Origin of the sequence: Pseudomonas sp. UBA6315 (assembly GCF_002438125.1) — a bacterium.
In the GTDB taxonomy this organism is placed as follows: domain Bacteria; phylum Pseudomonadota; class Gammaproteobacteria; order Pseudomonadales; family Pseudomonadaceae; genus Aquipseudomonas; species Aquipseudomonas faucium.
Genome location: NZ_DJTF01000006.1, coordinates 1 through 15711 on the forward strand (window position 1 = coordinate 1; position 15711 = coordinate 15711).

General features: G+C 66.2%; 20 protein-coding genes. 10 read left to right on the forward strand and 10 right to left on the reverse strand.

The genetic code is table 11. The features are described 5' to 3' along the window. The first annotated feature begins 13 nt into the window (after positions 1 to 13). Positions 14 to 826, forward strand: a complete 813-nt coding sequence (gene xthA / locus B3E94_RS00190) for an exodeoxyribonuclease III (RefSeq protein ID WP_286911884.1) — start codon at positions 14 to 16, stop codon at positions 824 to 826. A gap of 101 nt (positions 827 to 927) precedes the next feature. Here the strand turns inward: xthA and B3E94_RS00195 are convergent, their stop codons facing one another. Beyond that, complete coding sequence (locus tag B3E94_RS00195) at positions 928 to 1680, reverse strand: anti-sigma factor family protein (protein ID WP_286911855.1); 753 nt, start codon at positions 1678 to 1680, stop codon at positions 928 to 930. Further along, a complete protein-coding gene (locus B3E94_RS00200; protein WP_176515857.1) occupies positions 1677 to 2198 on the reverse strand; it encodes a sigma-70 family RNA polymerase sigma factor in 522 nt (173 codons plus the stop codon). The genes B3E94_RS00195 and B3E94_RS00200 overlap by 4 nt, the downstream gene beginning before the upstream one ends. A 124-nt stretch (positions 2199 to 2322) precedes the next feature. Here B3E94_RS00200 and B3E94_RS00205 point away from each other — a divergent pair, with 124 nt between their 5' ends. From B3E94_RS00205 to B3E94_RS00220, 4 genes are all read left to right on the forward strand, one after another. Further along, positions 2323 to 3375 (forward strand): catalase family peroxidase, encoded by a 1053-nt coding sequence (locus tag B3E94_RS00205; protein ID WP_286911885.1) that lies wholly within the window; start codon positions 2323 to 2325, stop codon positions 3373 to 3375. After that, positions 3372 to 3905: a cytochrome b gene (locus B3E94_RS00210; protein ID WP_286911858.1), complete on the forward strand. Its 534-nt coding sequence runs from the start codon at positions 3372 to 3374 to the stop codon at positions 3903 to 3905. Before B3E94_RS00205 ends, B3E94_RS00210 begins: the two co-directional genes overlap by 4 nt. Positions 3906 to 3985: 80 nt before the next feature. Continuing rightward, on the forward strand, positions 3986 to 5191 hold the full coding sequence (locus tag B3E94_RS00215; protein ID WP_286911860.1) for an MFS transporter: 1206 nt from the start codon (positions 3986 to 3988) through the stop codon (positions 5189 to 5191). Positions 5192 to 5270: 79 nt separating this feature from the next. Continuing rightward, a complete protein-coding gene (locus B3E94_RS00220; protein WP_176515851.1) occupies positions 5271 to 5816 on the forward strand; it encodes a cupin domain-containing protein in 546 nt (181 codons plus the stop codon). Between the two features lie 19 nt (positions 5817 to 5835). On the opposite strand, the gene B3E94_RS00225 is transcribed toward B3E94_RS00220, so the two are convergent. Both B3E94_RS00225 and B3E94_RS00230 read right to left on the reverse strand, forming a co-directional pair. After that, positions 5836 to 6441 (reverse strand): 2-hydroxychromene-2-carboxylate isomerase, encoded by a 606-nt coding sequence (locus B3E94_RS00225; RefSeq protein WP_286911862.1) that lies wholly within the window; start codon positions 6439 to 6441, stop codon positions 5836 to 5838. A gap of 27 nt (positions 6442 to 6468) precedes the next feature. Continuing rightward, the gene (locus tag B3E94_RS00230; protein ID WP_286911864.1) at positions 6469 to 7200 is read right to left on the reverse strand and encodes an SDR family oxidoreductase; all 732 of its coding nucleotides are present in this window, start codon (positions 7198 to 7200) and stop codon (positions 6469 to 6471) included. A gap of 87 nt (positions 7201 to 7287) precedes the next feature. On the opposite strand from B3E94_RS00230, the gene B3E94_RS00235 reads away from it, so the two are divergent. Both B3E94_RS00235 and B3E94_RS00240 read left to right on the forward strand, forming a co-directional pair. Then, entirely contained in the window at positions 7288 to 7851 is a 564-nt protein-coding gene (locus B3E94_RS00235) for a TetR/AcrR family transcriptional regulator (RefSeq protein WP_286911865.1), read from the forward strand. Next, the gene (locus tag B3E94_RS00240) at positions 7838 to 8431 is read left to right on the forward strand and encodes a DUF4157 domain-containing protein (protein WP_286911867.1); all 594 of its coding nucleotides are present in this window, start codon (positions 7838 to 7840) and stop codon (positions 8429 to 8431) included. Before B3E94_RS00235 ends, B3E94_RS00240 begins: the two co-directional genes overlap by 14 nt. A 40-nt stretch (positions 8432 to 8471) precedes the next feature. Here B3E94_RS00240 and B3E94_RS00245 read toward each other — a convergent pair whose 3' ends face one another. Next, entirely contained in the window at positions 8472 to 9464 is a 993-nt protein-coding gene (locus B3E94_RS00245; protein WP_286911868.1) for a bile acid:sodium symporter family protein, read from the reverse strand. A 119-nt stretch (positions 9465 to 9583) separates the two neighbouring features. On the opposite strand from B3E94_RS00245, the gene ampC reads away from it, so the two are divergent. Together ampC and B3E94_RS00255 are read left to right on the forward strand one after the other, a co-directional pair. After that, on the forward strand, positions 9584 to 10732 hold the full coding sequence (ampC, locus tag B3E94_RS00250) for a class C beta-lactamase (protein ID WP_286911870.1): 1149 nt from the start codon (positions 9584 to 9586) through the stop codon (positions 10730 to 10732). A gap of 295 nt (positions 10733 to 11027) precedes the next feature. Continuing rightward, the gene (locus tag B3E94_RS00255) at positions 11028 to 11360 is read left to right on the forward strand and encodes a hypothetical protein (protein ID WP_176515838.1); all 333 of its coding nucleotides are present in this window, start codon (positions 11028 to 11030) and stop codon (positions 11358 to 11360) included. A 45-nt stretch (positions 11361 to 11405) separates the two neighbouring features. On the opposite strand, the gene B3E94_RS00260 is transcribed toward B3E94_RS00255, so the two are convergent. The 4 genes from B3E94_RS00260 to B3E94_RS00275 all read right to left on the reverse strand — a co-directional run bounded on the left by B3E94_RS00260 (position 11406) and on the right by B3E94_RS00275 (position 13434). After that, positions 11406 to 11705, reverse strand: coding sequence for a hypothetical protein (locus B3E94_RS00260; RefSeq protein ID WP_176515836.1), 300 nt, complete (start codon positions 11703 to 11705; stop codon positions 11406 to 11408). A 145-nt stretch (positions 11706 to 11850) separates the two neighbouring features. Further along, complete coding sequence (locus B3E94_RS00265) at positions 11851 to 12039, reverse strand: hypothetical protein (RefSeq protein ID WP_176515834.1); 189 nt, start codon at positions 12037 to 12039, stop codon at positions 11851 to 11853. A gap of 138 nt (positions 12040 to 12177) precedes the next feature. Continuing rightward, the gene (locus B3E94_RS00270) at positions 12178 to 12498 is read right to left on the reverse strand and encodes a YbjQ family protein (RefSeq protein ID WP_027916804.1); all 321 of its coding nucleotides are present in this window, start codon (positions 12496 to 12498) and stop codon (positions 12178 to 12180) included. 48 nt (positions 12499 to 12546) lie between these two features. After that, the gene (locus B3E94_RS00275) at positions 12547 to 13434 is read right to left on the reverse strand and encodes an EamA family transporter (protein WP_286911874.1); all 888 of its coding nucleotides are present in this window, start codon (positions 13432 to 13434) and stop codon (positions 12547 to 12549) included. A gap of 235 nt (positions 13435 to 13669) precedes the next feature. On the opposite strand from B3E94_RS00275, the gene B3E94_RS00280 reads away from it, so the two are divergent. Further along, positions 13670 to 15067 carry a purine-cytosine permease family protein gene (locus B3E94_RS00280; protein WP_286911875.1) on the forward strand — a complete coding sequence of 466 codons (1398 nt, stop codon included), beginning with the start codon at positions 13670 to 13672 and terminating at the stop codon, positions 15065 to 15067. 132 nt (positions 15068 to 15199) lie between these two features. Here the strand turns inward: B3E94_RS00280 and B3E94_RS00285 are convergent. Continuing rightward, the coding region (locus tag B3E94_RS00285) for a class II aldolase/adducin family protein (RefSeq protein ID WP_286911876.1) at positions 15200 to 15711 on the reverse strand (512 nt) is incomplete at its 5' end.

Sequence of the window (15711 nt, forward strand, 5' to 3'; positions counted from 1 at the left end):
GGATTGTCTTTCCATGAAGATCGTCTGTTTCAACATCAACGGCCTGCGGGCCCGCCCGCACCAGCTGGCGGCGCTGATCGAAAAGCACCAGCCGGACGTGATCGGCCTGCAGGAAACCAAGGTCAGCGACGATCAGTTCCCCCTGGCCGACGTGCAGGCCCTGGGCTACCACGTGCATTACCACGGGCAAAAGGGCCACTACGGCGTTGCCCTGCTCTCGCGCCAGGCCCCCCTGAGCCTGCACAAGGGCTTTGCCACGGATGAGGAAGATGCCCAGCGCCGCTTCATCTGGGGCACGTTCGCCGACGCCGACGGCAACCCGATCACCATCATGAACGGCTACTTCCCCCAGGGTGAAAGCCGCGACCACCCCACCAAGTTCCCGGCCAAGCAGCGCTTCTACAGCGACCTGCAGGCGTTGCTGGAAGGCCAGTTCAAGCAGGACCAGCCAGTGCTGGTGATGGGCGACATGAACATCTCGCCCCAGGACTGCGACATCGGCATCGGCCCGGACAACGCCAAGCGCTGGCTGAAGACCGGCAAGTGCAGCTTCCTGCCCGAGGAGCGCGAGTGGATGGAGCGCTTGAAAGGCTGGGGGCTGGTGGACAGCTTCCGCCACCTGCATCCCGAGGTGAACGACCGCTTCAGCTGGTTCGACTACCGTAGCCGCGGTTTTGAAGATGAGCCCAAGCGTGGGTTACGCATCGACCTGATCATGGCCTCGCAGCACCTGGTGCCACGGATCAAGGCGGCGGGCGTGGACTATGAGTTGCGGGGGATGGAGAAGCCTTCGGACCATGCGCCGATCTGGCTGGAACTGAGCTGAAATTGCATGAAGGCGGCGAGTGTGCGCCTTCATGTCTAGAGGTCAAGCGTTGCCCGCGCCGCGCTTGATCTCGACAGCCCTTGAAATCACACTTCGACTCACTACAACCCTAACCGCAATGCCTCCCCTACCCCCGCCCCACGCACATCGTCAGCCGCACTGACCAGGGCAAAGTTGTACGCCCCATGGGACCAGTACCGCGCCTCCAGTTGCCCATCGACCCGCTGCCCATCCGGCATGCGCTGGTAACGATCGCCTGGCGAGCGCAGGAACAGGCTGATGCGTTGCCCATTGCGGTCCTGGAACACCAGCAACGCCGCCGCCCCCTGTTCATTACTCAACAAGCGCGCGCCGACAGGCTGGAAGCCGTAGCCGGCAAGGTCCGGCAACTGCCCCACGCGGTTGAAATGCCTGCCAAGCCATTCACGCAACTGGGTCGGGTCGCTTACCTGGATATCCAGCGCCTCGCTGCCGGCGAACAGGCGATGGGCCTGCACGGCATCGGCCATCGGCAACTCGCTGCCTGCCAACGTCACCTGCCGCGCCTGCCAGCCGCCCATGCCACCTACGCCAAGCGCCAACAGCAGAACCGCTGCCGAGGCCAGGCGCCGCTGGCGGCGCTGGCGCAAGCGCCGCTGCACCTGCGCAAGGTCAAGCTGCGTACCCCCCGGCTGTTCGCCAAACCCCGCCAAGGCCGCACGCAGCCACCGGGCATCGCTGCGCCAGGCCTCGATTCTTGCAGCCTGCTGCGGGTTGGCTGCCAGCCAGGCCTGCACCTCGGCACGCCGCGCCGGCGCCAGGCGCTCGTCGACATAGGCGTGCAGTTCATCTTCGCTGGGGATCAGGCGTGTCATTTCAATCTCCGCAAGGCCGGCGGCTGGGGGCTGCCTTCGGTCAAGTCGCGCAGGGCGGCACGGGCGCGGGACAGGCGCGACATCACCGTGCCGATGGGTATGTTCAGGGCTGCGGCGGCCTCCTTGTAGCTCAGCCCCTCGACACTGACCAGCAACAGCAGGGCCCGCTGTTCGGTCGACAAGCGGGCGAAGGCCTGCAGGTCGGCCTGGGCCAGGACGATGTTCTCGATATTGCCGCCCAGTGCCTGCTCTTCCTGCTCGGCGCGGCCGAACCAGGACAACCAGCGGGCATGCAGGCGCTCACGCCGTTTGCTGTCGAGAAACAACCGATAAAGGATGGTGAACAACCAGGCGCGCAACGCCTCTGCCTCGCGCTGCTGGCCACCCCGGCTCAAGGCGCGCTCGACGGTGGCCTGGACCAGGTCGTCGGCGCTGCCGGGCTCGCGGGTCAGCCACAGGGCAAAGCGGCGCAGCCGCTGCAGCAGCTCGCGCCATTGCTGTTCGTCCAGGTCGTGCATGGCAGGTTACCGGCCCTTGGGGTTGTCAGTGTAGGGGGCAGACGCCTGGCCACAAAATTTATTCCAGGCGATGGAATAAGTTTTTCCCTGCCCCGTCGTACTGCCACCTTCACTGAACCGGACGATCACCATGAACGCACCTTTGCACGGGCCCGCCAAGGCCTTGCGCCTGGCGGGCATCGGCGCCGTGATGCTGGCCCTGGGGGCAGGCTTTGCCTACGCCGCCGGCTGGGTCGGCGGGCCACGGCTCACGCCGCAACGCATCATCGACACCTTCGAGGCCCAGGCCGGGCACTACGCGGGCTATCGCAAGAACCACGCCAAGGGCTTGTGCATCAGCGGCTACTTCCAGCCCAGTGGGCAGGCTGCCAGCCTGTCGACCGCGCGCGCCTTCAGCCAGGCCCGGGTACCGGTGATCGGCCGCTTCGCCATCGGCGGCGCCAACCCGTTCGCGCCGGACACCGGCATACCGGTGCGCAGCCTGGCGATCCAGCTGAGCACCGACGACGGGCAAATCTGGCGCACCGGCATGAACAACCCACCGGTGCTTGCCGTCAGCAACCCGCAAGGCTTCTACGAGCAGGTACTGGCTGGGGCCCCGGTGCCCGACACCGGCAAGCCGGACCCGGCGAAGATGCAGGCATTTTTCGCCGCCCACCCGGAAAGCGCCGCCTTCCGCCAGTGGGCCGCCAGCTACAAGCCCAGCGACAGCTTCGCCAGCACCCAGTACCACAGCATCAACGCCTTTCGCCTGATCGATGGCAGTGGCACGGCCCACCCGGTGCGCTGGCAACTGGAGCCACAAACCCCGTTCTCGCCGCTGCCCGGCCAGGTCGACGACAAGCAGTTCCTGCAACACGACCTGCAGCAACGCCTGGCCCAGGGCCCGCTGCGCTGGACCTTGCGCCTGGTACTGGCCGAGCCCGGCGATGCCGTGGACGACCCGGCCAAACCCTGGCCCGCTGAGCGGCGCAGCGTCGACGCCGGCACCTTGGTGGTCGAACAGGTTGATGGCCCGGAGCAAGGCGCCTGCCGCGACCTGAATTTCGACCCGCTGATCCTGCCCCGCGGCATCGAACCGTCCGCCGACCCGATCCTCGCCGCCCGCTCGGCCGCCTATTCGGAATCGTTCAACCGCCGCAGCCGCGAATCGCTCGGCACAGGAGCCAAGCCATGAACCCGCAAGCCTTCCACCCGCTGCACCGGTTGCTGCATTGGCTGATGGCGATCCTGATCATTGCGATGCTGTTCATCGGCGTGAGCATGGTCGCCGACCTGTCGCCGCGCCACCCGCAGCTGGTCGAGCTGCACAAGGCCACCGGCCTGGCGCTGCTGGTGCTGGTGCTGCTGCGCATCGGCCTGCGCCTGGCCCTGCCCCATCCTGCCCTGCCCCGCGACCTGCCGCCTCTGCAACGCTGGGCAGCGGGCGCCTCGCACCTGCTGCTCTATGCCCTGATGCTGGCCATGCCCCTGCTGGGCTGGGCCATGCTCTCGGCCGGTGGCTATCCGCGCCCCTTGCAACTGCCGGCCATCGCCCCGCACGACCTGCAGCTGTATGCGGTACTGCGCCAAGCTCACGGCTGGGCCGGCTACCTGCTGTTCGCCACCGTCGTGGTGCACCTGGGCGCTGCGCTGATGCATGCCCTGGTGCGCCGGGATGGCGTGTTGCGCAGCATGTGGCCAGGCCCGTTGCGCCGCAGCGAATGATGGCAGGCTGCCCAGGCAGGCTCGACACCCGGCAAGCATTCTCATTACTCTTGCCTGTCGACCTGCCCTGGAATGCCTCAATGAATGCCGCAAAGGATACTGCCACCTTCGTTCCCGCCAGCACCCTGGACTTGCGCCCGCTGTTGCTGGTGACCATGGCCTGCACCATGTCGATGATGGCCTTCGTCGCGCTGATCGGGCCGATCGCCCGCCTGCTCGGCATGGCCACCTGGCAAGCCGGCGCGGCAGTGACCGTGGCCGGGGTGGTCTGGGTGCTGCTGGCCCGCCCCTGGGGCCGTGCCGCCGACCGCCTGGGCCGGCGGCGCATCCTGCTGCTGGGCAGTGCCGGCTTCACCCTCGCCTACTGGATGCTGTGCCTGTTCATCGAAGGCGCCTTGCACTGGCTGCCGGGCGCGACCCTGGCCTTTGTCGGCCTGATGCTCGCCCGTGGCGCCATCGGCGCCTTCTACGCCGCCATCCCGGTGGCCTGCAACGCACTGATCGCCGACCATGTCGAACCCCAGCGCCGGGCCCGCGCCATGGCCTCGCTGGGTGCGGCCAGCGCCGTCGGCCTGGTGCTGGGGCCAGCGCTGGCCGCGTTGCTGGCCGAGCACAGCCTGAGCCTGCCGTTCCATGTGATGTCGCTGCTGCCGGCCACGGCGTTTCTGGTGCTGCTGTTCAAGCTCAAGCCACAGCCCCTGGCCCACAGCCATGCGCCGAGCCCGGTGCGGTTGAACGACCCACGCCTGCGCCGGCCGCTGCTGGTGGCCTTCAGCGCGATGCTCAGCGTCACCGTTTCGCAGATCATCGTCGGCTTCTTCGCCCTCGACCGCTTGCACCTCGGGCCGGCAGAGGCTGCGCAAACCGCAGGCATTGCGCTGACCACCGTCGGCGTGGCGCTGATCCTGTCCCAGGTCATCCTGCGCCAGTTGCAGTGGCCACCGCTGAAGATGATCCGGGTCGGCGCCAGTGTCTCGGCGCTGGGTTTTGCGGCGGGCTCGCTGGCCACCAGCGCGCCATGGCTGTGGGGCTGCTACTTCGTGGCGGCGGCAGGCATGGGTTTCGTCTTCCCGTCGTTCTCGGCACTGGCGGCCAATGCCATGAAGGCCTCGGAGCAGGGCTCGACCGCAGGTTCCATTGGCGCCGCGCAAGGCATGGGCGCGGTGATCGGGCCGCTGGCCGGGACGCTGGTGTATGCCGTCGACCCGCGCCTGCCGTTCCTGGCCGTGGCGCTGCTGTTGCTGCTGGTCGGGCTATGGCCGATGCCGCGCGATCAGCGGGCCTGAGAAGCACAGCGCGCAAGCGTGCAGAGTGTGTTTTAATGCGTCGCCCATTATTTTTAACACCTCTAATTACAAGGCGGCTATGGACACGGGGACACGACTCAAACTGGTGCGTGAACGCAACAACCTCTCCCAGCGGGAGCTGGCCCGCCGCAGCGGGCTGACCAACTCGACGATCTCGCAGATCGAGCAGAACCGCGTCAGCCCGTCGGTCAGTTCCCTGAAGAAGCTGCTCGAAGGTATCCCCATGACCCTGGCGGAGTTCTTCAGCTTCGACGAACCGGTACGCGAAGAACGTTTCGTATTCCGCGCCGGTGAACAACCGGACCTGGGCCGCAATGGCCTGCGCATGCTGCTGGTCGGTGCCAGTGTCGAGGCGCGCCAGATGCGCATGCTGCGCGAGCTGTATGCCCCGGGCGCCGATTCGGGCGAGCCGATCGTGCATGCCGAAGGCGAAGAATGTGGCCTGGTCACCCGCGGTACCGTGGAGCTGTGGGTCGATGGCCAGGTGAGCATCCTCAACTCAGGCGATGGCTACTACATCCCCACCACCCTGCCCCACAGCTTCAAGAACATCGGCCAGGATGAGGCCGAAATCATCAGCGCCAACACCCCGGCCAATTTCTGATACCCGGCTGCCGGTAGCGCTAGCTGCGCGCCGGCTGACCCAGCGCCTGTTCGACGAAGTCCAGGCGGTCCTGGCCAAAATACATCTGCCCCTCGACAAAGCACGTCGGCGCGCCGAACACCCCGCGCGCCACAGCCTCTTCGGTCGCCTGCTTGAGCGCGGCCTTCACTTCAGGGTCTGCCGCCAGGGCGTGGAACTGCGCGGGGTCGAAACCGGCCTGGCGCAGTATCTCGTCCAGCACGCCAGCCTCCCCCAGGTTGCGCCGCTGCGCCCATAGCCCATTGAACAGCGCCGCCAGCAGCGCCTCGAAGCGCGCGGGTGCGTGCATCTGCGTGCCCATCACGCCGCGCATCAGGGCCAAGGTGTTGAGCGGAAACCCCGGCGGCAGCCCGAACGGCACGCCATAGCGCGCGGCATAACGGCCGAGGTCGGTGAACATGTAGCGGCCCTTGGCCGGGATCATCGCCGGCGATGCATTGCCGGTGGCCTGGAACACCCCGCCCAGCAGCATCGGCCGGTAGCTCAGCGTTGCGCCCTGCCGGGCGCACAGGCCGGGCAGTTGGGTCCAGGCCAGGTAGCTGGCGGGGCTGCCCAGGTCGAAGAAGAACTCAACGGTCTTGCTCATGCGGCACTCTCCTTGAAAAGTCGGGGCTTACCAGCGCTCCATCCACGGGCGCAGGTCGAGTTCGAAGGTCCAGGCATCGCGCGGCTGGGCGTGCAGGAACCAATAGCTGTCGGCGATGTGCGCGGGGTCGAGGATGCCGTCCTGATACTTGAGGGCGTAGCGCTCAGGGAAGGTGTCGCGGATGAAGGCCGTGTCGATGGCGCCGTCCACCACCACGTGGGCGACATGGATGTTCCGCGGCCCCAGCTCACGGGCCATGCTCTGGGCCAGGGCGCGCAAGCCGTGCTTGGCCCCGGCGAAGGCCGCGAAGCCGGCCGCGCCGCGGGTGCCGGCAGTGGCTCCGGTGAACAGCAGCGTGCCGCGCTCGCGGGTGACCATGCGCCGGGCCACTGCCTGGGCGGTGAGGAAGCCGGCGAAACACGCCATTTCCCAGATCTTGAAGTACTTGCGCGGGGTTTCGTCGAGGATGCTGCAGGGCACGTTGGCGCCGATGTTGAAGACAAAGGCCTCGATCGGCCCGATATCACGCTCGATCGTGTCGACCAGCTCGGCCACCTCCTCTTCCTTGCGTGCATCGGAGCCAAACCCATGGGCCTGGCCGCCCGCCGCGCGGATCTCGTCCAGCAGAGGTTGCAGCTTTTGCGCCTGACGCCGGGTCACGCAGGCAATGTAGCCCTCGCGGGCGAAACGCTTGGCAATTTCGCCGCCCGTGGCGTCTCCCGCACCTATCACCAGCACCACTTTTTGTTGTTCTGCCACGTGCGTCTCCATGGGTGAATGATCGTTTAGTAAACGAACGCTATGTTATGATCGCCCCCAACGTCAAGCCAGCGCTCAGAGGTTTCCATGCGCTACTCCAGCGATCACAAGCAACAGACCCGCGACAAGCTGCTGGCCAGCAGCGGTGCGCTGGCCAAGCGCGGCGGTTTCGCCAGCACCGGGGTCGCCGGGCTGATGAAAGCCATCGGCCTGACCGGCGGCGCCTTCTACAACCACTTCCCGTCCAAGGATGATCTGTTCACCGAAGTGGTGCGCCAGGAGCTGGGTAACAGCCCGCTGGCGCGCCTGGCCCAGAAAGGCGCCAGCCGCGAGCGCCTGGAACGCTGCCTGCAGCAGTACCTGAGCATGGCGCACCTGCACAATGCCGAAGGCGGCTGCCCTTTGCCGCCCCTGGGCGTGGAAATTGCCCGGGCCGAACGGCCGGTGCGCGAGCAGGCCGAGCATTGGCTGGTGAGCCTGCACGCGGCCTGGAGCGAAACCCTGGGCGACGACACCCTGGCCTGGGCCTTGATCAGCCAATGTGTCGGTGCGCTGGTGGTCGGCCGCATGCTCGCCAGCGAAAGCGTGCAGGCCCAGGTGCTGGACGCCAGCCGAACCTTCTTCGACAAGGCCTTGAATGAGAGCCGCTAGCCTGCTGGTGCTGATGCTGGCCAGTGTGCCGGCGATGGCCGAACAAACCTGCCCGCCCGGGCAATACCAGGTATGCCTGATGGGGTGCTTCTGCGCGCCGATCGACCCGGGCCAGGCCGGCCAGGTGCTCAAGGACGTCGAGGTCATGGCCTCCAGCAGCCTGGCCTTCGCCCTGCGCCAGGCCCGCGATGAGGCCACTGCCAGCGGCAGCCAACCCATCCCCCTGCACATCCGCGCCCAGCTCGAGCCCTGGTACGACTTTGCCGTGCTCGACGCGGCGCGCTACCGGGTGGGCGACGAGCAGCAGGTCAGTGCCGCCAACGCGATGCTGCAGAACCCCGATGTGAACGCGGTGACGCTGATCGACACGATCATCTTCCGCCATGCCAGCGATGCCGAGGACAACGTGGCGCTGTGGGCCCACGAGCTCAAGCACGTGCAGCAGTATCAGGAACTGGGCGTAGAGGAATTCGCCCGGCGCTACACGCGCGACTACCAGGCACTGGAGGGGCCGGCCTACGAAATCGAGGCCGAGGTGGCCAAGGCATTGCGCGAACGCAGCTCAGGCCAGGCGCGCTAGCCGGCCCCTGTGCAGAGGCCGGCGTGAAGGCGCCTTGGGTTCAGGAAGGCGCCGCCGCTTGCTCAGGCGCTTCTTCGCGGCTGGCATAGCGCTGGGCCAATACCGCGCACACCATCAACTGGATCTGGTGGAACAGCATCAACGGCAGGATCATCGCCCCGATGCCGCTGCCCACGAACAGCACCTGGGCCATGGGCACCCCGGTGGCCAGGCTCTTCTTGGAGCCGGCAAAAAGGATGGTGATGCGGTCTTCGAGGTTGAAGCCCAGCACCTTGCCCAGCAGGCGCGTGCCGAACAGCACCACCGCCAGCAGGATGCCGCACACGGCGAACAGCCCTGCCAGGTGCTGCGGCGACACGGTGTGCCACAGCCCGGTGACCACCGCCTCGCTGAACGCGGTGTACACCACCAGCAGGATCGAGCTCTGGTCCACCAGTTTCAGCCAGCGGGCATTGCGCTTGACCCAGGCCCCGATCCAGCGGCGAGCAATCTGCCCGGCCACGAACGGCACCAGCAGCTGCAGGGTGATCTTCAGCACCGCATCCAGCCCCGAGCCGGTATCGCCACTGGCGCCCAGCAACATCATCACCAGCAGCGGCGTGAGGAAGATGCCGAGCAGGCTGGAGGCGGCCGCGCTGCAGATGGCGGCCGGCACGTTGCCGCGGGCCAGCGAAGTGAAGGCGATGGCCGACTGCACGGTGGCCGGCAAGGCGCACAGGTACAGCACGCCCAAGTACAGCTCGTTGCCTACCAGCGGCACGAACAGCGGCTTGAAGGCCATGCCCAGCAACGGGAACATGACGAAGGTGCAAGAGAATACCAACAGGTGCAGACGCCAGTGCCCGGCGCCGGCGATGATCGCCTCGCGCGACAGCTTGGCGCCATGCAGGAAGAACAGCAGGCCGATGGCCAGGTTGGTCAGCCAGCCGAAGTAGACCGCACCGTCGCCCGAGCAGGGCAGCACCGTGGCGAGGAATACCACCCCGAGCAATGCCAGGGTGAAGTTGTCGAACAACATGCGCAAATACTTCATAACCGTTTCCGTCTTGTCGTTGTGCAGGGGCACACGATAAGGTCTGCGGTTTTTTCCTGCTAACGCCGGAACCCCCGCCGGTGTCGCTCAACGGACACAATCCCGAAAAGGACCCATGCATGCCCCTCACCCGCCTCGCCCCGCTCGTTGCCGCCACTGCCATCGCCCTGGGCAGCGCCACCGCGCATGCCGGCGTTTCACTCAAGGCCCAGGTGGACGCTGTGATCGCCCCGCTGATGAAGGAGCACGACATTGCCGGCATGGCGGTGGCGGTGTTCGCCAACGGCCAGGCGCAGTACTTCAGCTATGGCGTGGCGAGCAAGGCCGGCGGTGAACCGGTGAGCGCCGATACGCTGTTCGAGATCGGCTCGCTGAGCAAGACCTACACCGCCACCCTCGCCGCCCTGGCCAGCGCCGAAGGCAGGCTCGACCTGCAGGCCCCGGCCCGGCGCTACCAGCCGGCCCTGGCCGGCACCGCGCTGGGTGAAGCCAGCGTGCTGGAACTGGGCGCCTACAGCGCCGACTGCCTGCCCTTGCAGTTCCCCGACGAGGTACAGACCGACCAGCAGGCGCTGGCCTTCCTGCGCAACTGGCAGCCGCGCAGCGCGCGCGGCACCCAGCGCTGCTACTCCAACCCGAGCCTGGGCCTGTTCGGCGACCTCGCCGCGCGCGCGCAAAAGCGCCCGTTCGCCGAGCTGATGAGCCAGGGCCTGTTGCCGCAGTTGGGCTTGCAGCACACCTACCTGCAAGTACCGGCCAAGGCCCAGGGCCTGTATGCCCAAGGTTACGACGCCCAGAACCGCCCCGTGCGGGTCAGCCCCGGCCCCTTTGCCGATGAGGCCTACGGCATCAAGACCAGCGCCCGCGACTTGCTGCGCTACGTGCGCCTGCAGGTGCAGCCAGCCGAGCTGCCCCAGGCGCTGCGCAAGGCACTGGCCATCACCCAGGCGGGCTACTTCCAGGTGGGCGCCATGACCCAGGGGCTGGGCTGGGAGCGCTACCCCTACCCGGTATCGCTGGACACCCTGGTCGATGGCAACAGCCCGCGGCTGATCCGCGAGCCCCAGGCCACCCGGCGCCTCGACCCGGCCCTGCCTGCCGCCGCCCAGGCCTGGTACAACAAGACCGGTTCGACCAATGGTTTTGGCGCCTATGCCGCGTTTATTCCAAGCGAAGGCAAGGCCATCATATTGCTCGCCAACCGCAATTACCCCAACGACGCGCGGGTGCGCGCCGCCTACCGAATTCTCGCCAACCTTGGCCAGTGACCGGCCTGCGCAAGTGGATTGTCGAACAATATGTAGTGACTAAAAATATTCACTACAAAACGGTTGACGCCGTTCATCGCCCTTGTGCATGATGAAGCCGTTCCCCGATCGGGAGCGGTGGCAAGGGTGTTCCAGACGGCCTGCGCGGTAACGCAGGTTGTCCGTGGAGAGGGAACTGTCCAAAAGGCAGCGTGAGAAAGCCCCTGTTGCGATGCTGCTGTAGCAGCCTTGGTAGTGCGCTACATGGTGTGGCGCCAACTGTGAAAATCACCAAACAATGGGTAATGGGGGCTTTATGATGAACTTGAACAACAATCCTACGATCGACCAACTGGCCCAGCTGTTCGCCTTGCGCAAAGACAGCCTCGACGACCACTTGCTGTGGGTCAGCCAAACCGGCGAAGTGCGCCTCGACCGCCTGCCGCCGAACACCATCGAAGATGAATTCGAAGCGCACCTGCCCAGCATGCGCGCCCGCTTCAAGGTCTACCGCCGTGGCCAGGGCTACGTCGGCAAGAAGGCCGCCGCCGACACCGAGTTCGTTGGCCGCGTGCTGCAGACCCTGCAACAAGAATGGCCCGCCGCCCGTGAGCGGCAGGCAGTCAAGGTGATCGATCCGCTCAACTGAGCGATTGCACCGCTTCCTGAGCCCGGCCCTTCTGGCCGGGCTTTTTCATGCCCGGCGCCGCTGCCGTTGCGGCATTTCGAGCGCGCCGATGGCCAGCGCCCGCGCGCGGTCGACCCCCCACACCAATGCCCGGGTCATGGTTTCGCCGGGGCGTGACGGGTAGTACTCCTCCAGCAATGCCCTGCCATCCTGGCCGTACAGCCCCAGGAACAACTGCGTGGCACCCACCCGCGACAGGCGCACCTGCACATCGAGGGTGGTGCCATCGCTCAACGCTTCATCGTGGCAGCGGCTGTGCAACTGCGCATCCGCCCACTGCCAGTAGGTTTCTTCCCTGACTCGCATGGAACCTCACTCCTTCCTTGCCTGAGATGTCGCGCCAGAAAACCACAACTGCCGGGCTCGGGCGAGCGCAACCCGCCGTTACCATGAGCCGGGTCAAGCAACGACAAGAAAAACCCCGCCACTGGGCGGGGTTGTGTGAACAGGGTCACTTTTTCGGCGGAAGCCTGGGCGTGAAGCGGCCCTTCTTGGCGCGCTGCAGGTGGGCCGGCTGCAGTTGTTCCGAATCGTCCAGGGTCATGTGCGCGAAGCCCAGGCGGAAGGCCGACTGGCCGCAGCGCACCTGGCTGTTGATCGGAAACGCATCGTTCATGTCTTCGAAAAAGGACTCGCTCATGCCCCGTCTCCCACAGTGGCGACTGCGCCGGCAACAACAGGGTTTGCCTAGGGAAACGCAGCCTGTGAAAGTGAGACTAGCCGGTCATTTGCAGACTGACCGGCCGAGCAAATCGCCAGCCGACCAGTGGCACTTTGCCTACTTCAAGCGCACGGCGGTGCCGGTGGCAAATACCACGACCATGCCGCCCTGCACCGACGGCATGCTGATTTCGAAGTCGACACCCACCACGGCATCGGCTTGCAACTGCCGTGCCCGCGCCTTGAGTTCTTCGGTCGCCTGCTCGCGCGCCTCACGCAGCGCGCTTTCCAGGGTCTGTGAGCGGCCCCCGAAAACGTCGCGAAAGCGTGTGAAGAAATCGCGCACGAAGTTGATGCCCTGCACCGATTCGGAACTGACCACGCCGAGGTACTCGGCAATCGGGCGGCCTTCGAGCTGGCTGGTGGTGGAAATGATCATGGGGAGCTCCATTGGCCTGGCAAAGACGCCAGTCTAACAAAGCCCTGCTCACTGGGCGCTGGCAGCCCTCAAGCGCTGCCCGAGCTTGGGCCCGAACACATTGACCAGCAACCCCAGCATCACCAGCAGCGCGCCCCACCCCTGCACCGCGGTCAGCCGCTCCCCCAGCAACCACGCCGAAGAACTCAGGCCGATCACCGGCACCAGCAGCGAGAACGGCGCGACCTTGCCCGCCGGGTGGCGCGACAGCAAGGTGCTCCACAGGCTGTAGCCGAGCATGGTGGCGACGAACGCGAGATAAGCCAGGGCCAGCATCGAGCTCCAGCCGATGTTGAGCAAGGCATGGCTGATACGCGCCGGCCCCTCCAGCCACCAGGACAACGCCAGGAACGGCAGCGGCGGAATCAGCCCGCCCCAGATCACCAGCGCCACCAAATCCACCGACCCGAAGCGGCGGGTGATGATGTTGCCCATGCCCCACATGGCCCCCGCGCACAGGGTCAGCAGCAGCGCCACCATCGGCACGTGGCCGCCGTCTTCGCTGCCGATCAGCGCCAGGCCGCTAGCGGCCACCAGCAGGCCCAGCACGCTGGCCAGGCGCAGCCGCTCGCCGAGAAACAGCGCGGCGAAGCCCAGGGTGAAGAAGGCCTGCGACTGCAACACCAGCGACGCCAGGCCCGGCGGCATGCCGCTGTACATGGCCTGGAAGAGGAAGGCGAACTGGCCCAGCGAAATCGTCGCGCCATAGGCGATCAGCCAGCGCCACGGCAGTTTTGGGCGCTTGACCAGCAGCACCGCCGGGAAGGCGACCAGCAAAAAGCGCAACGCCCCGAGCAGCATCGGTGGCAGGCCATCGAGGCCGACCTTGATGACCACGAAATTGATACCCCAGGCGACGATGACCACCAGGGCGATCAGCAAATCCTTCAGTGGCATTGCGACTACTTCCTTATTCAGGCGTTCTAGACATATTTCGTTACAGCATACGGCCATCGCCCGACCAAGGACCGGCACAGTTGCCGCCCAGCCTGGCGTAACAGTCAGCTGTCGTGGCCGGCAAGCTTCACTTGACCCTACTTGTATAGACATGCTCATATCAGAGCCAGGCCGCGCATGCGACGTGCCGCCCGTGGCCCCTCCCCGACACAAAAACAATGAAGCGGAGCCCCAAATGTCCAGCAAACCCGTGCTCGAACGGCGTTCGATCGACTACATCCCCGAGGCTGAACGCCATGGCAAGGTGTACAGCCAATTCACCCTGTGGCTAGGCGCCAACCTGCAGATAACCGCCATCGTCACCGGCGCCCTGGCCGTGGTGTTGGGCGGCGACGTGTTCTGGTCGCTGATCGGCCTGCTGCTGGGGCAGTTGATCGGTGGCGCGGTCATGGCCCTGCACGCCGCCCAAGGCCCGCGCCTGGGCTTGCCGCAGATGATTTCCAGCCGGGTGCAGTTCGGGGTCTATGGCGCGGCCATCCCGATGGTGCTGGTGTGCCTGATGTACCTGGGCTTCACCGCCACCGGCACGGTGCTGTCGGGCCAGGCCATCGGCCAGTTGCTGAGCGTCAGCGACAGCACCGGCATTCTGATCTTCGCCGCGGTGATCGTGCTTGCGACCCTGGCCGGCTACCGGGTGATCCACTGGATCGGGCGGATCGCCAGCGTGCTCGGCATCATCGCCTTCGTCTACCTGTTCAGCCGCATCCTGCTGATCGCCGACATCGGCCAGTTGCTCGACAACCGCCACTTCAGCTGGGCCTCGTTCCTGCTCGCGGTGTCACTGGCCGCATCCTGGCAGATCGCCTTCGGCCCCTACGTCGCCGACTATTCGCGCTACCTGCCCAGCAGCACTTCGCCGCTCAAGACCTTCCTCGCCGCCGGGCTCGGTTCGGTGATCGGCGCGCAGGCCTCGATGATCCTCGGGGTATTCGCCGCCGCCATCGCTGGCGGTGAATTTTCCGGCCGCGAGGTGGCCTACATCGTCGGCCTGGGCGGCGTGGGGACTACCGCGGCCCTGCTGTATTTCAGCATCGCTTTTGGCAAGGTGACCATTTCCACGCTGAATTCCTACGGCAGCTTCATGTGCATCGCCACCATCATCAGCGGTTTCCGGGGCAATCTTGCGATCAGCCGCACCCAGCGCCTGCTGTTCGTGCTGCTGATCGTCGGCGCCGCAACCCTGCTGGCACTGCTCGGCCAACACTCGTTCCTCAGCGCCTTCAAGTCGTTCATCCTGTTCCTGCTGACGTTCTTCGTGCCCTGGAGTGCGGTCAACCTGGTGGACTACTACTTCATCACCAAGGAGCGTTACGACGTGCCCGCGCTGGCCGACCCCGATGGCCGCTACGGCCGCTGGAACTGGCCCGGCATCAGCGTGTACACCGCAGGCGTGCTGGTGCAGATGCCATTCATCGACACCAAGCTGTACACCGGCCCCATGGTCGCGCACCTGGGCGGCGTGGATGTGTCGTGGCTGATCGGCCTGGTGGTGCCCAGCCTGCTCTACTACTGGGTGGCTCGGCACCGCGCCGCCGAGGCCCCGGCGCGCATGATCGTGCCTGAGTTGCGTTGAGCCCTGGGCTTCCAGAGTCGCTGTGGGAGCCGGCTTGCCGGCGATGAGGCCAGCACAGTCAGGCCCTATCGCCGGCAAGCCGGCTCCCACAAGTTCTGCAGCAGGCCTTGCTGCTTGGTCCAGAGGTTGGAATCAGTTGCGATAATCCGGCGCCGTTCTGTCGAGCATCCGCAGCAAAGCCGCCCAGGCCAGCTGCAGCGCATCCGGGTCGGTCAACTCGCCTTGCTTGAGCCCCCGCGCCGGCTCGTTGAACTGCCGCTCGGTGTGCGCGCACACCGCTGCCGCCGGCAGCACCAGTTGCCCGGCACTCTGCGCCGCCAGCTGGATCTCGCAGGCCTTCTCCAGGTAGTACATGCGCAGGAACGCCTCGGCCACATTGCGCCCGGTGGTCAGCAGGCCGTGGTTGCGCAGGATCATCACCGGCTTGTCGCCCAGGTCCGCCACCAGCCGCTGCTGCTCGTCCATGTCCAGGGCGATGCCCTCGTAGGCGTGGTAGGCCACCTTGCCGTAGAACTCCATGGAAATCTGGTTCACCGCCAGCAACCCGCACTCCAGCGCCGCCACCGCACAGCCGGCACGGGTATGGGTGTGCAGCACGCACTGGGCGTCCTCGCGGGCGCCGTGGATGGCGCTGTGGATGACGA